We start from the raw sequence: 12,712 nt of genomic DNA, 5'->3' as shown, positions 1-12,712 counted from the left end.
CGGTACGGAGCCGCGCGCCCGGCGCGATAGGCTCGGTGCACGACTTTTTCGATGTTCAGGCACGTTTAGGGAGCGGGTGCGCAGTGTCCGGTGGAGAGGTGGCCGGGATCCTGGTGGCCGTCTTCTGGGCGATCCTGGTCTCCTTCCTCGCGGTGGCACTCGCGAGGCTGGCCCAGACGCTCAGGGCGACCACCAAGCTCGTGGCGGACGTGACCGACCAGGCGGTCCCGCTGCTGGCCGACGCCTCCGCGGCGGTGCGCTCCGCACAGACCCAGATCGAGCGGGTCGACGCGATCGCCTCGGACGTCCAGGAGGTCACCTCCAACGCCTCCGCGCTGTCCACCACCGTCGCCTCCACCTTCGGCGGCCCGCTGGTCAAGGTCGCCGCGTTCGGGTACGGCGTGCGGCGCGCACTGGGCGGCCGCAAGGACGAGGCGCCCGCCAGGGCGTCCCGGCGTACCGTCATCGTGGGCCGCACGGTTTCGGCCTCGCGGTGGGGCAGGCGAGACCTCCGCGACAAGAAGGACTGAGACCCAGCGATGTTCCGTCGTACGTTCTGGTTCACCACGGGCGTCGCCGCCGGTGTGTGGGCCACCACCAAGGTCAACCGCAAGCTGAAGCAGCTCACGCCGGAGAACCTCGCCGCGTCCGCGGCGAACAAGGCGCTGGAGACCGGCCGTCAGCTCAAGGACCGCGCGGTGGGATTCGCGCTCGACGTCCGCGACGGCATGGCCCAGCGCGAGGCCGAGCTGGGCGACGCCCTGGGGATCCGCGAGGACCCCGAACTCCCCGCACCCCGGCGCTACCCCGCCATCGAGAACCGCAGCAACCCCAAGACGTACGTCATCGACAGCACGTCGTACGCGTACAAGAAGAACTCGTACAACCGGAATGAGGACCACTGATGGAGTCGGCTGAGATCCGCCGTCGCTGGCTGAGCTTCTTCGAGGAGCGCGGGCACACCGTCGTCCCTTCGGCGTCGCTCATCGCGGACGACCCGACTCTGCTCCTCGTCCCGGCCGGCATGGTCCCCTTCAAGCCCTACTTCCTGGGCGAGGTCAAGCCGCCCTACGCCCGCGCCACCAGCGTGCAGAAGTGCGTGCGCACACCGGACATCGAAGAGGTCGGCAAGACCACCCGGCACGGCACGTTCTTCCAGATGTGCGGCAACTTCTCCTTCGGCGACTACTTCAAGGAAGGCGCCATCAAGTACGCCTGGGAGCTGCTCACCAGCCCCCAGGACAAGGGCGGTTACGGTCTGGAGCCGGAGAAGCTCTGGATCACCGTGTACCTGGAGGACGACGAGGCCGAGCGCATCTGGCACGACGTCGTCGGCGTGCCCAAGGAGCGCATCCAGCGCCTCGGCAAGAAGGACAACTACTGGTCCATGGGCGTCCCGGGCCCCTGCGGCCCGTGTTCCGAGATCAACTACGACCGCGGTCCCGAGTTCGGTGTCGAGGGCGGCCCGGCCGTCAACGACGAGCGGTACGTGGAGATCTGGAACCTCGTCTTCATGCAGTACGAGCGGGGCGAGGGCACCTCGAAGGAGGACTTCGAGATCCTCGGCGACCTGCCGAGCAAGAACATCGACACGGGCCTCGGCCTGGAGCGGCTCGCCATGATTCTGCAAGGTGTGCAGAACATGTACGAGATCGACACCTCCATGGCCGTCATCAAGAAGGCCACCGAACTGACGGGTGTCCACTACGGCGCCGCCCACGGCTCGGACGTCTCCCTGCGCGTGGTCACCGACCACATGCGGACGTCCGTGATGCTCATCGGCGACGGCGTCACCCCCGGCAACGAGGGCCGCGGCTACGTGCTGCGCCGCATCATGCGCCGCGCCATCCGCAACATGCGCCTGCTCGGTGCCACCGGCCCGGTCGTCAAGGACCTCATCGACGTCGTCATCGAGATGATGGGCCGGCAGTACCCCGAGCTGGTCACCGACCGCGAGCGCATCGAGAAGGTCGCCGTCGCCGAGGAGAACGCCTTCCTCAAGACGCTGAAGGCCGGCACCAACATCCTCGACACCGCCGTCACCGACACCAAGTCCGCCGGCGGCACCGTCCTGGCCGGCGACAAGGCGTTCCTGCTCCACGACACCTGGGGCTTCCCGATCGACCTCACCCTGGAGATGGCCGCCGAACAGGGCCTGTCCGTGGACGAGGACGGCTTCCGGCGTCTGATGAAGGAGCAGCGGGAGCGCGCCAAGGCCGACGCCAGGTCCAAGAAGACCGGCCACGCCGACATGGGCGCCTACCGGGAGATCGCCGACAGCGCCGGTGAGACCGAGTTCATCGGCTACACCGACACCGAGGGCGAGTCCACGGTCGTCGGCATCCTGGTCGACGGTCTCTCCTCGCCCGCCGCCACCGAGGGCGACGAGGTCGAGATCGTCCTCGACCGCACCCCGTTCTACGCCGAGGGCGGCGGCCAGATCGGCGACACCGGCCGCATCCGGGTCGACACCGGCGCCGTCATCGAGGTCCGCGACTGCCAGAAGCCGGTCCCCGGGGTGTACGTCCACAAGGGCGTCGTCCAGGTCGGCGAGGTCACCGTCGGCGCCAAGGCCCAGGCCTCGATCGACAACCGGCGCCGCACGGCCATCGCCCGCGCCCACTCGGCCACCCACCTGACCCACCAGGCCCTGCGCGACGCCCTCGGCCCCACGGCCGCCCAGGCCGGTTCCGAGAACCAGCCGGGCCGCTTCCGCTTCGACTTCGGTTCGCCCGCCGCCGTCCCGACGGCCGTGATGACCGACGTCGAGCAGAAGATCAACGAGGTGCTGGCCCGCGACCTGGACGTGCACGCCGAGGTCATGGGCATCGACGACGCCAAGAAGCAGGGCGCCATCGCCGAGTTCGGCGAGAAGTACGGCGACCGGGTGCGGGTCGTCACCATCGGCGACTTCTCCAAGGAGCTGTGCGGCGGCACGCATGTGCACAACACCTCCCAGCTGGGCCTGGTGAAGCTGCTCGGCGAGTCGTCGATCGGTTCGGGCGTACGCCGTATCGAGGCCCTCGTCGGTGTGGACGCCTACAACTTCCTGGCCCGCGAGCACACGGTCGTCGCCCAGCTCCAGGAGCTGATCAAGGGCCGTCCCGAGGAGCTTCCGGAGAAGGTCTCCGCCATGCTCGGCAAGCTGAAGGACGCCGAGAAGGAGATCGAGAAGTTCCGCGCGGAGAAGGTCCTCCAGGCCGCCGCCGGGCTCGCCGGGTCCGCCAAGGACGTCCGCGGTGTCGCCCTGGTGACCGGCCAGGTCCCGGACGGCACCACCCCCGACGACCTGCGCCGGCTGGTGCTCGACGTCCGCGGTCGCATCCAGGGCGGCCGGGCCGCCGTGGTGGCCCTGTTCACCGTGGCCAACGGCAAGCCGCTCACGGTCATCGCCACCAACGAGGCCGCCCGCGAGCGCGGTCTGAAGGCCGGCGACCTGGTCCGTACGGCCGCCAAGACCCTCGGCGGCGGCGGTGGCGGCAAGCCGGACGTCGCCCAGGGCGGCGGCCAGAACGCGGCCGCCGTCGGTGACGCCGTCGACGCCGTCGAGCGCCTGGTCGCGGAGACCGCCAAGTAATGCGACGAGGACGCCGCCTCGCGATCGACGTCGGGGACGCCCGGATCGGGGTCGCCTCGTGCGACCCCGACGGGATCCTCGCCACACCGGTCGAGACGGTCCCCGGCCGGGACGTCCCGGCGGCCCATCGTCGGCTGAAGCAGCTGGTCGAGGAGTACGAACCGATCGAGGTGGTCGTCGGCCTCCCTCGCTCCCTCAAGGGGGGCGAGGGTCCGGCGGCGGTCAAGGTCCGCGGCTTCGCCGGGGAGCTGGCGAAGGGCATCGCGCCCGTCCCGGTCCGATTGGTCGACGAGCGGATGACCACGGTGACGGCCAGTCAGGGACTGCGCGCTTCCGGGGTGAAGACAAAAAAGGGCAGATCGGTCATTGACCAGGCAGCCGCCGTGATCATCCTCCAGCAGGCCTTGGAATCCGAACGGGTGTCAGGTAAAGCCCCGGGCGAGGGCGTCGAAGTGGTCATCTGATCGCGATACGGTAACGTTCCGCGCGGGCGGCGGCATTCGAACAGCCTCCGCACAGCAAGAGGCGGAACGGGACCGGGGCCTTCGGGCCGCGCCACCACCACCTCGCGGCTCAAGGGGTTTGATGACTGAGTATGGCCGGGGCCAAGGCTCCGAACCGTGGCATCCGGAGGACCCGTTGTACGGGGACGGCGGATGGGGAGAGCAGCAGCAGGCCCATGTGGCCCAGCAGCCTGCCTACGGCGGCCAGCAGCAGCACTATCCGCAGCAGCCGCAGCAGCAGTACGGCGAGTGGAACGACGGCGGGAACGGTTACGCCCAGCAGCAGGGCGAGTACCCGCAGCAGCAGTACGACCAGCAGCTTCACCAGCAACAGCAGTACCAGCAGCAGTACGAGCAGCAGCAGTACGCCGGTCAGGGCCAGCAGCACCAGCAGCAGTACGACCCCCAGTGGGGCACCGGCAACCACCAGCAGATGCCGTATCCCGCCGACCCCGTCGACCCCTACGGGCAGCAGGCGCCGGCGTACGGCGGTGAACAGCCCGACTTCTACAACACGCCGGACGCCTATCCGCCGCCCGAGCCGCCGAGCAGGCGGCGCGCGGAACCGGAACCGGAGACCGACTGGGACCCGGGCCCCGACCAGGGCGAACACGCGTTCTTCTCCGACGACGACGCCGAGGACGATGACGACGGTCCGGGCGACCGGCGCGGCCGTGGCGACCGGCGGGGGCGCGCCGGCGGCAAAGGCGGCAAGGGCAAAGGCAAGAAGGGCCGCAACGGCGCCGCGTGCCTGGTGGTCGTGCTGGTCTTCGGCGGCGGTCTCGCGGGCGTCGCGTACTTCGGCTACCAGTTCTACCAGGATCGTTTCGGCGAGGCCCCGGACTTCGCGGGCGACGGCACGAGCCAGCAGGTGACCATCGAGGTACCCAAGGGCGCGAGCGGAGCCGAGATCGGCCGCCGGCTCAAGGAGGCCGGCGTCGTCAAGAGCGTGGACGCGTTCGTCGCCGCGCAGGTGCAGAATCCCGACGGCGAGTCGATCCAGGCCGGCGCCTACCTGCTCAAGAAAGAGATGTCCGCCGAGAGCGCGGTCGACATGATGCTCGACCCCAAGAGCCAGAACAACGTGCTGGTCAGGCCAGGCGAGCGCAACGCGAGCGTCTACGCGGCGATCGACGCCAAGCTCGGCCTGGACGACGGCTCCACCGCGGACGTGGCCGAGGAGCGCAGCGGCAGTCTCGGACTCCCGGACTGGGCCGACGACAACGACGAGATCAAGGACCCGCTGGAGGGCTTCCTCTATCCGGGCACCTATCCCGCGGCCAAGGGCATGAAGCCCGAGGCGGTGCTGAAGGCGATGGTCGAGCAGGCCAACGAGGAGTACGACAAGTACGACTTCGCGGCCAAGGCGAAGACGCTGAAACTCAAGACGCCGCTCCAGGTCATCACCGTCGCCAGCCTCGTCCAGGCCGAGGGCAAGACGCACGACGACTACCGCAAGATGGCGGAGGTCGTCTACAACCGGCTGAAGCCGACCAACACCGAGACGAACCAGCTGCTCCAGTTCGACTCGACGTTCAACTACCTCAAGGGCCAGAGCAACATCGACATCTCCGAGTCGGAGATCAACAGCAACCAGGACCCGTACAACACGTACACCAACACGGGACTGCCGCCGGGACCGATCGGGAACCCCGGCGCGGACGCCCTGAAGGCCGCGCTGAACCCGACGAAGGACGGCTGGATGTACTTCGTCGCCACCGACGGTGTGAACAACACCGAGTTCGCGAAGACGATCGAGGAACACCAGCGGCTGGTCGACGAGTTCAACGCGTCGAGGGACGACAACTGATGACCGCACCTCGAAGGGCCGCCGTACTCGGCTCTCCGATCGCCCACTCCCTCTCCCCGGTGCTGCACCGTGCCGCGTACGCCCAGCTGGGCCTGGAGGAGTGGACGTACGACCGCTTCGAGGTGGACGAGGCGACGCTGCCGGGCTTCCTCGACGGCCTCGGTCCCGAGTGGGCGGGTCTTTCGCTGACCATGCCGCTCAAGCGCGCGGTCATACCCCTGCTCGACGAGATCAGCGACACCGCCGCCTCGGTCGACGCCGTGAACACCGTCGTCCTCACCGAGGAAGGCCGCCGCACCGGCGACAACACCGACATCCCCGGCATGATCGCCGCCCTCGCCGAGCACGGCATCAACACGGTCGACTCCGCCGCGATCCTCGGCGCCGGCGCCACCGCCTCCTCCGCGCTCGCCGCGCTCGCCCGGATCTGCACCGGCGAGATCACCGTCTACGTACGCACCGCGGCCCGCGCCGCCGAGATGCGCGAATGGGCCGAGCGGCTCCAGGTGGACGTACGGACGGCGGACTGGTCCCAGGCCGACGAGGCCCTGCGCGCCCCCCTGGTGATCGCCACCACCCCCGCCGGCGCGACCGACGAACTGGCCCCAGCCCTCCCGGAACGCCCCGCCGCCCTCTTCGACGTTCTCTACGACCCCTGGCCCACCACCCTCGCCGCCCGCTGGTCGGCGTACGGCGGCGCCGTCGTCAGCGGCCTCGACCTCCTCGTGCACCAGGCGGTACTCCAGGTCGAGCAGATGACGGGCCGTGCCCCGGCCCCGCTGGCGGCGATGCGAAAAGCGGGAGAACGGGCGCTCGCCGAACGCTAAGATCCGCTGGGTTCCGCAGGGGGCGGGGCTCGGGAGGGGAAACATCTTCATGTCCATGGGCATGTCCGTGGCGTCCGGCAAGGGCGAGATACTCGAAGCGGTCCTGTGGTTCCTGCCGGACTGGGTGCAGATGGCGGTGCTCGGGCTGATCGTGCTCGCCGTCGTCGCGTCCTGGGTTCTCAAGATCAGGCGCAGGATCGTCCGCCGCCGTGCCGTGCGCGGCGGGCAGCCGGTCAACGCGGCGGCCCAGTACGGGCAGGGAAGCGGCGCGGACCACCTGGGGCAGTACGCCCCGCAGCGCACGCAGGCACCGGCACAGCCGCAGCCGAGCGGGGCCGACTTCCTCGGGTCCTACGCGCCGGAGGCCCGGCGGGACGGGGCGGTCTGAGGGGGCGGGGTGACGCGGCCGGTGTGCCGCACCTGACATTGTCCGTCCGCCAGATGGACCGGCGGCCGGGATCGCCTCCCGGACATGGGAGGATCGGGGTGGCGGGCTCGGGCCGCGCACCCGGACGCGCCGTCGCCGTACGCGAGGACGCGTGTACGCAGGGCAGTACCAGGCGCGAGCACTGAGGAGCACCGTTGAGCAGGTTGCGCTGGCTGACCGCGGGGGAGTCCCACGGTCCCGCACTCGTCGCGACGCTGGAGGGCCTTCCCGCCGGCGTGCCGATCACCACGGAGATGGTCGGGGACCACCTGGCGCGGCGCCGGCTCGGCTACGGGCGCGGTGCCCGGATGAAGTTCGAGAAGGACGAGGTCACCTTCCTCGGCGGGGTCCGGCACGGTCTGACGCTGGGCTCGCCCGTCGCCATCATGGTCGGGAACACCGAGTGGCCGAAGTGGGACCAGGTCATGGCGGCCGACCCGGTCGACCCGGAGGTCCTGGCCGGCCTCGCCCGCAACGCCCCGCTGACCCGGCCCCGGCCCGGCCACGCCGACCTCGCGGGGATGCAGAAGTACGGCTTCGACGAGGCCCGGCCGATCCTGGAGCGGGCCTCGGCGCGCGAGACGGCGGCCCGGGTGGCGCTGGGCGCGGTCGCCCGGTCGTACCTGAAGGAGACCGCGGGGATCGAGATCGTCTCCCACGTGGTGGAACTGGCCTCCGCGAAGGCCCCGTACGGCGTGTACCCGATCCCGGCCGACGTGGAGAAGCTGGACGCGGACCCGGTGCGCTGCCTGGACGCCGACGCGTCGAAGGCGATGGTCGCCGAGATCGACCAGGCCCACAAGGACGGCGACACCCTCGGCGGTGTGGTCGAGGTGCTGGCGTACGGCGTGCCGGTCGGCCTCGGCTCGCACGTGCACTGGGACCGCAAGCTGGACGCCCGTCTGGCCGGTGCCCTGATGGGCATCCAGGCGATCAAGGGCGTCGAGATCGGCGACGGCTTCGAGCTGGCCCGGGTGCCGGGCTCCAAGGCGCACGACGAGATCGTCAACACACCCGAGGGCATCCGCCGGGTCTCCGGCCGCTCCGGCGGTACCGAGGGCGGTCTGACCACGGGTGAGCTGCTGCGGGTACGGGCCGCGATGAAGCCGATCGCGACCGTGCCGCGCGCGCTCCAGACGGTGGACGTGTCGACGGGCGAGGCGACGCAGGCGCACCACCAGCGCTCCGACGTCTCCGCCGTGCCGGCCGCGGGCATCGTCGCCGAGGCCATGGTGGCGCTCGTCCTCGCGGACGCGGTGGCCGAGAAGTTCGGCGGCGACAACGTCACCGAGACCCGCCGCAACGTGACCTCGTACCTCGAGCACCTGGCGATCCGGTGAGCGGCCCCCTGGTGGTGCTCGTCGGCCCCATGGGCGTCGGCAAGACCACCGTCGGCGAGCTGCTCGCCGAGCGGCTCGGTACCGCCTTCCGCGACAGCGACGCGGACATCGTCGCCGCGCAGGGCAGGGAGATCGCCGACATCTTCGTCGACGAGGGCGAGGCCGCCTTCCGTGCGATCGAGAAGCAGGCCGTGCGCACCGCTGTCACCGAACACACCGGCATCCTCGCCCTCGGCGGCGGCGCCGTCCTCGACGCCGGCACCCGCGCCCTGCTCGCGGGCCACCAGGTCGTCTACCTGGCGATGGACGTCGAGGAGGCGGTCAAGCGCACGGGCCTGAACACCGCGCGGCCGCTGCTCGCCGTGAACCCGCGCAAGCAGTGGCGGGAACTGATGGACGCCCGGCGCCATCTGTACGAGGAGGTGGCCCGCTGTGTCGTGGCCACCGACGACCGTACGCCCGAAGAAGTCGCCCAAGAGGTGCTGAACGTCCTGGAGTTGAAGGAAGCATGAGCGAGTCGGTCACACGGATCCAGGTCGGCGGTACGGCGGGCAGCGAGCCCTACGAGGTCCTGGTGGGCCGTCAGCTGCTCGGCGAACTCGGCGGGCTGATCGGCGAGCAGGCCAAGCGGGTGGCCGTGCTGCACCCCGAGGCACTCGCCGAGACCGGGGAGGCGCTCCGCGCCGACCTGGCCGGACAGGGCTACGAGGCCATCGCCGTCCAGGTGCCCAACGCCGAGGAGGCCAAGACCGCCGAGGTCGCCGCCTACTGCTGGAAGGCGCTCGGGCAGTCGGGCTTCACCCGCTCCGACGTCCTCATCGGCGTCGGCGGCGGCGCCACCACCGACCTGGCCGGCTTCGTCGCCGCGACCTGGCTGCGCGGGGTGCGCTGGATCGCCGTACCGACCACCGTGCTCGGCATGGTCGACGCGGCCATCGGCGGCAAGACCGGCATCAACACCGCCGAGGGCAAGAACCTCGTCGGCGCCTTCCATCCGCCGGCCGGAGTGCTGTGCGACCTGGCGGCGCTGGACTCCCTCCCGGTCAACGACTACGTCTCCGGGCTCGCCGAGATCATCAAGGCCGGTTTCATCGCCGACCCGGCGATCCTGGAGCTCATCGAGGCCGACCCCGAGGCGGCGCGCACCCCGGCCGGACCGCACACCGCCGAACTGATCGAGCGGTCCATCAAGGTCAAGGCCGAGGTGGTCTCCTCCGACCTGAAGGAAGCGGGCCTGCGGGAGATCCTCAACTACGGTCACACGCTCGCCCACGCCATCGAGAAGAACGAGCGGTACAAGTGGCGGCACGGCGCCGCCGTCTCCGTCGGCCTGCACTTCGCCGCCGAACTCGGGCGGCTCGCGGGCCGCCTTGACGACGTCACGGCCGACCGGCACCGCACGGTCCTGGAGTCGGTCGGGCTGCCTCTGTACTACCGGCACGACCAGTGGCCCAAGTTGCTGGAGACCATGAAGGTCGACAAGAAGTCGCGCGGCAACCTGCTGCGCTTCATCGTGCTCGACGGACTGGCCAAGCCGACCGTGCTGGAAGGGCCCGATCCGGCCGTGCTGCTCGCCGCGTACGGCGAGGTGGGGCAGTAAGTCCTCGCGTGCTCCTTCCGTCCGTTTCTCCTTGTGGCGATGGGCACTCGGGGCCGTCCCCGGCCGTTCACCAAACGGTGGCCGGGGACGGTACCGTTCGGTAGCGACGGGGTTCGCGCCCCGCCGCCAGCGCCAATTGCCTGTCGCGAGTGAGCCGGAGGGCGACGGAAACCGCCCGGAGGCGAGCGAGCCGAGAACGACGAGACGGAGTGGCACCGGATGCAGCACGCAGTGGGGTCTCCGCTGCCGCCCCATCAGCCGGGAGAAGGACCCCGGCCGGGGCAGGGGCCGGCCGCATGGTCGCCGCCGTCCGCACACCACCCGGTTCCGCACGGTCCAGGCAGCGGCCCGCAGGGGGCGCCTCATGTGCCCCCGCACCCGCCACACGGCACCGGGGCCGCGCCCGTACCCCCGCCGCCGTCCGCGCCCGTGCCGCCGCCACCGCCCGCCCCGGTACCTCCGCCACCGCCCGCGCCGGGGTTCAACGCGCCGCCGCCCGGGCCGGTGCCGCCCGCCTCGCACCGGCCGGCCCCGCACCACGCCCCGCCCGCGCCGGAGACCACCGGTCACATGACGCTGCCGCCCGGCGGGCCCGTCGGGATGCCCAGCGCACCGCCCGCCGCGGCCCTGCCGGATCCCGGGATCACCACACTCGCGATACTCCTGATCGGCCCCGCCGGAGCCGGCAAGACCAGCGTCGCCAAGTACTGGGCGGACCACCGCCGTGTGCCCACCGCCCACATCAGCCTCGACGACGTCCGCGAATGGGTCCGCTCCGGCTTCGCCGACCCGCAGTCCGGGTGGAACGACCACTCGGAGGCTCAGTACCGGCTGGCGCGCCGCACCTGCGGGTTCGCCGCGCGCAACTTCCTCGCCAACGGCATCTCGTGCATCCTCGACGACGCCGTCTTCCCCGACCGGCCCGTGGTGGGCCTCGGCGGCTGGAAGCGGCACGTGGGGCCCGGTCTGCTGCCGGTCGTGCTGCTGCCGGGGCTCGAGATCGTCCTGGAGCGGAACGCAGAGCGCAGCGGGAACCGCCGGCTCAGTGACGAGGAGGTCGCCCGGATCCACGGCCGGATGGCCGGGTGGTACGGGTCGGGGTTGCCCATCATCGACAACTCGCAGCTTGATGTCGCGCAGACGGCGCGGGTGCTGGACGAGGTGCTGGCACGGTCGATCGCGAGCCCGCCGAAGTGGTGACGCGCGGGTCGGCGGGGGCTTGTCGCGCAGTTCCCCGCGCCCCTGAGGTGGGCCGTGTCGGGGGTCTGAAGAGCGCCATCGCCGGGTGCGGGTGCGTGGGGGCTGGTCGCGCAGTTCCCCGCGCCCCTCAGGTGGGTCCACTGCGCGGTGTCCATATCGCCACGCGTCACCAGCACCACCCACCTCAGCCCACTCAGGGGCGCGGGGAACTGCGCGACCAGCCCCCACCGGCCCGCGCTCGACCTCGCTGACCGGCGGAGCCATTCGGCCCTCGTCGAACGGCACGATCCCCCCAACGCTCCTACGCTCGTCTCATGTCAGAGGTGTACGCGAGCCGGCGAAACCGGCTGAGGGAACGCAGCAACGCCGGCGGGAGCGCCGCGGCGCTCGTCACCCGCCCCGCCAACGTGCGCTACCTCGCCGGCGCGGCCCCCCAGGGCTCCGTGCTGCTGCTGGGCAAGCGCGAGGACCTGCTGGTCTGCGCCGGTCCACCGGACGAGCGAGCCGGCGACGGACGCCCCGACGAGAACCTGTCCCTGCACACCCTGCCCGGCCCCGGCGGCGACCCCGCCGTAGCGGCCGCCGACCTCGCCGTCGGCCAGGGCGCCGACTCCCTCGCCGTGGAGGAGCACCACCTCACCGTCTCCCGGCACCGCGCCATCCGCTCGGTCGCGCCCCGGCTGCGGCTGGCCGACGTCGGCGCAGCCGTGGAGCAGCTGCGGGTCGTGAAGGACGAGGAGGAGATCTCGTACCTCCGCATCGGCGCCGAGATCGCCGACCAGGCCCTCGGCGAACTGCTGGAGTCGATCCTCGTCGGCCGCACCGAACGCCACCTCGCGCTGGAGCTGGAGCGCCGGCTCGTCGACCACGGCGCCGACGGCCCCGCCTTCGCGACCTCCGTCGCCACCGGCCCCAACTCCGGGCGCCGGGGCCACCGGCCCACCGACCGCCGGGTCGAGGAGGGCGACTTTCTCTCCGTCTGCCTGGGCGCGACGTACCGCGGATACCGCTGCGAGATCGGTCGTACGTTTGTCATCGGCACCTCGCCCGCCGAGTGGCAGATCGAGCTGTACGACCTCGTCTTCGCCGCTCAGCGGGCCGGCCGGGAGATGCTGATGCCCGGTGCCGCCTATCGTGACGTGGACCGCGCGGCCCGCCAGGTACTGGACTCCGCGGGGTACGGAGCGGGGCTGCCGAGCCTCACCGGACACGGGGTCGGACTCGAAATCGACGAGGACCCGCAGCTTGCCCCCGCGGCCATGGGTAAACTGGACGCTTGCGTGCCGGTCACCGTCGAACCGGGGGTCCACCTCCCCGGGCGGGGCGGCGTCCGGATCGATGACACGCTCGTCGTCCGCCCCGAGGCGGACGGCGGACCCGAGCTACTCACCATCACGACCAAGGAGCTGCTCGCCCTCTAGGAAGCGG

At 71.2% G+C, this 12,712-nt stretch carries 12 protein-coding genes; all 12 read left to right on the top strand.

Translation table 11 applies throughout. The annotated features are described in order from the left end of the window. The first annotated feature begins 83 nt into the window (after positions 1–83). The 12 genes from ACIQAC_RS20105 (at position 84) to ACIQAC_RS20050 (ending at position 12,705) form a co-directional block, all read left to right on the top strand. Complete coding sequence (locus tag ACIQAC_RS20105; RefSeq protein WP_402192953.1) at positions 84–530, top strand: DUF948 domain-containing protein; 447 nt, start codon at positions 84–86, stop codon at positions 528–530. 9 nt (positions 531–539) lie between these two features. Beyond that, on the top strand, positions 540–905 hold the full coding sequence (locus ACIQAC_RS20100; protein WP_402192952.1) for a hypothetical protein: 366 nt from the start codon (positions 540–542) through the stop codon (positions 903–905). Next, on the top strand, positions 905–3,577 hold the full coding sequence (gene alaS, locus ACIQAC_RS20095) for an alanine--tRNA ligase (protein WP_402192950.1): 2,673 nt from the start codon (positions 905–907) through the stop codon (positions 3,575–3,577). Before ACIQAC_RS20100 ends, alaS begins: the two co-directional genes overlap by 1 nt. Next, complete coding sequence (gene ruvX / locus ACIQAC_RS20090; RefSeq protein WP_402192949.1) at positions 3,577–4,041, top strand: Holliday junction resolvase RuvX; 465 nt, start codon at positions 3,577–3,579, stop codon at positions 4,039–4,041. The genes alaS and ruvX overlap by 1 nt, the downstream gene beginning before the upstream one ends. Positions 4,042–4,162: 121 nt before the next feature. After that, a complete protein-coding gene (gene mltG, locus ACIQAC_RS20085) occupies positions 4,163–5,890 on the top strand; it encodes an endolytic transglycosylase MltG (RefSeq protein ID WP_402192947.1) in 1,728 nt (575 codons plus the stop codon). Continuing rightward, entirely contained in the window at positions 5,890–6,717 is an 828-nt protein-coding gene (locus ACIQAC_RS20080) for a shikimate dehydrogenase (RefSeq protein WP_402192945.1), read from the top strand. Before mltG ends, ACIQAC_RS20080 begins: the two co-directional genes overlap by 1 nt. A gap of 55 nt (positions 6,718–6,772) precedes the next feature. Further along, positions 6,773–7,105: a hypothetical protein gene (locus tag ACIQAC_RS20075; protein ID WP_402192943.1), complete on the top strand. Its 333-nt coding sequence runs from the start codon at positions 6,773–6,775 to the stop codon at positions 7,103–7,105. Positions 7,106–7,299: 194 nt separating this feature from the next. After that, a complete protein-coding gene (aroC, locus tag ACIQAC_RS20070) occupies positions 7,300–8,484 on the top strand; it encodes a chorismate synthase (RefSeq protein WP_402192942.1) in 1,185 nt (394 codons plus the stop codon). Next, positions 8,481–8,996, top strand: coding sequence for a shikimate kinase (locus tag ACIQAC_RS20065; RefSeq protein ID WP_402192940.1), 516 nt, complete (start codon positions 8,481–8,483; stop codon positions 8,994–8,996). Before aroC ends, ACIQAC_RS20065 begins: the two co-directional genes overlap by 4 nt. After that, positions 8,993–10,084, top strand: a complete 1,092-nt coding sequence (gene aroB / locus ACIQAC_RS20060) for a 3-dehydroquinate synthase (protein WP_402192939.1) — start codon at positions 8,993–8,995, stop codon at positions 10,082–10,084. The genes ACIQAC_RS20065 and aroB overlap by 4 nt, the downstream gene beginning before the upstream one ends. Positions 10,085–10,303: 219 nt before the next feature. Then, entirely contained in the window at positions 10,304–11,284 is a 981-nt protein-coding gene (locus tag ACIQAC_RS20055) for an AAA family ATPase (RefSeq protein ID WP_402192937.1), read from the top strand. 314 nt (positions 11,285–11,598) lie between these two features. Next, on the top strand, positions 11,599–12,705 hold the full coding sequence (locus ACIQAC_RS20050) for an aminopeptidase P family protein (RefSeq protein WP_402192936.1): 1,107 nt from the start codon (positions 11,599–11,601) through the stop codon (positions 12,703–12,705). The last annotated feature ends 7 nt before the right edge of the window (positions 12,706–12,712 follow it).

Source organism: Streptomyces sp. NPDC088387, from assembly GCF_044753385.1.
Taxonomy (GTDB): Bacteria; Actinomycetota; Actinomycetes; order Streptomycetales; family Streptomycetaceae; genus Streptomyces.
This window is presented reverse-complemented; position numbering and strand designations above follow the sequence as displayed.

Bases quoted from the DNA above. Each gene is read 5' to 3' on its own strand.
- ACIQAC_RS20080 (WP_402192945.1), top strand. From the start codon at position 5,890: ATGACCGCACCTCGAAGGGCCGCCGTACTCGGCTCTCCGATCGCCCAC.
- ACIQAC_RS20055 (WP_402192937.1), top strand. From the start codon at position 10,304: ATGCAGCACGCAGTGGGGTCTCCGCTGCCGCCCCATCAGCCGGGAGAA.
- aroB (WP_402192939.1), top strand. From the start codon at position 8,993: ATGAGCGAGTCGGTCACACGGATCCAGGTCGGCGGTACGGCGGGCAGC.
- ACIQAC_RS20100 (WP_402192952.1), top strand. From the start codon at position 540: ATGTTCCGTCGTACGTTCTGGTTCACCACGGGCGTCGCCGCCGGTGTG.
- ACIQAC_RS20050 (WP_402192936.1), top strand. From the start codon at position 11,599: ATGTCAGAGGTGTACGCGAGCCGGCGAAACCGGCTGAGGGAACGCAGC.
- ACIQAC_RS20075 (WP_402192943.1), top strand. From the start codon at position 6,773: ATGGGCATGTCCGTGGCGTCCGGCAAGGGCGAGATACTCGAAGCGGTC.
- mltG (WP_402192947.1), top strand. From the start codon at position 4,163: ATGACTGAGTATGGCCGGGGCCAAGGCTCCGAACCGTGGCATCCGGAG.
- ruvX (WP_402192949.1), top strand. From the start codon at position 3,577: ATGCGACGAGGACGCCGCCTCGCGATCGACGTCGGGGACGCCCGGATC.
- alaS (WP_402192950.1), top strand. From the start codon at position 905: ATGGAGTCGGCTGAGATCCGCCGTCGCTGGCTGAGCTTCTTCGAGGAG.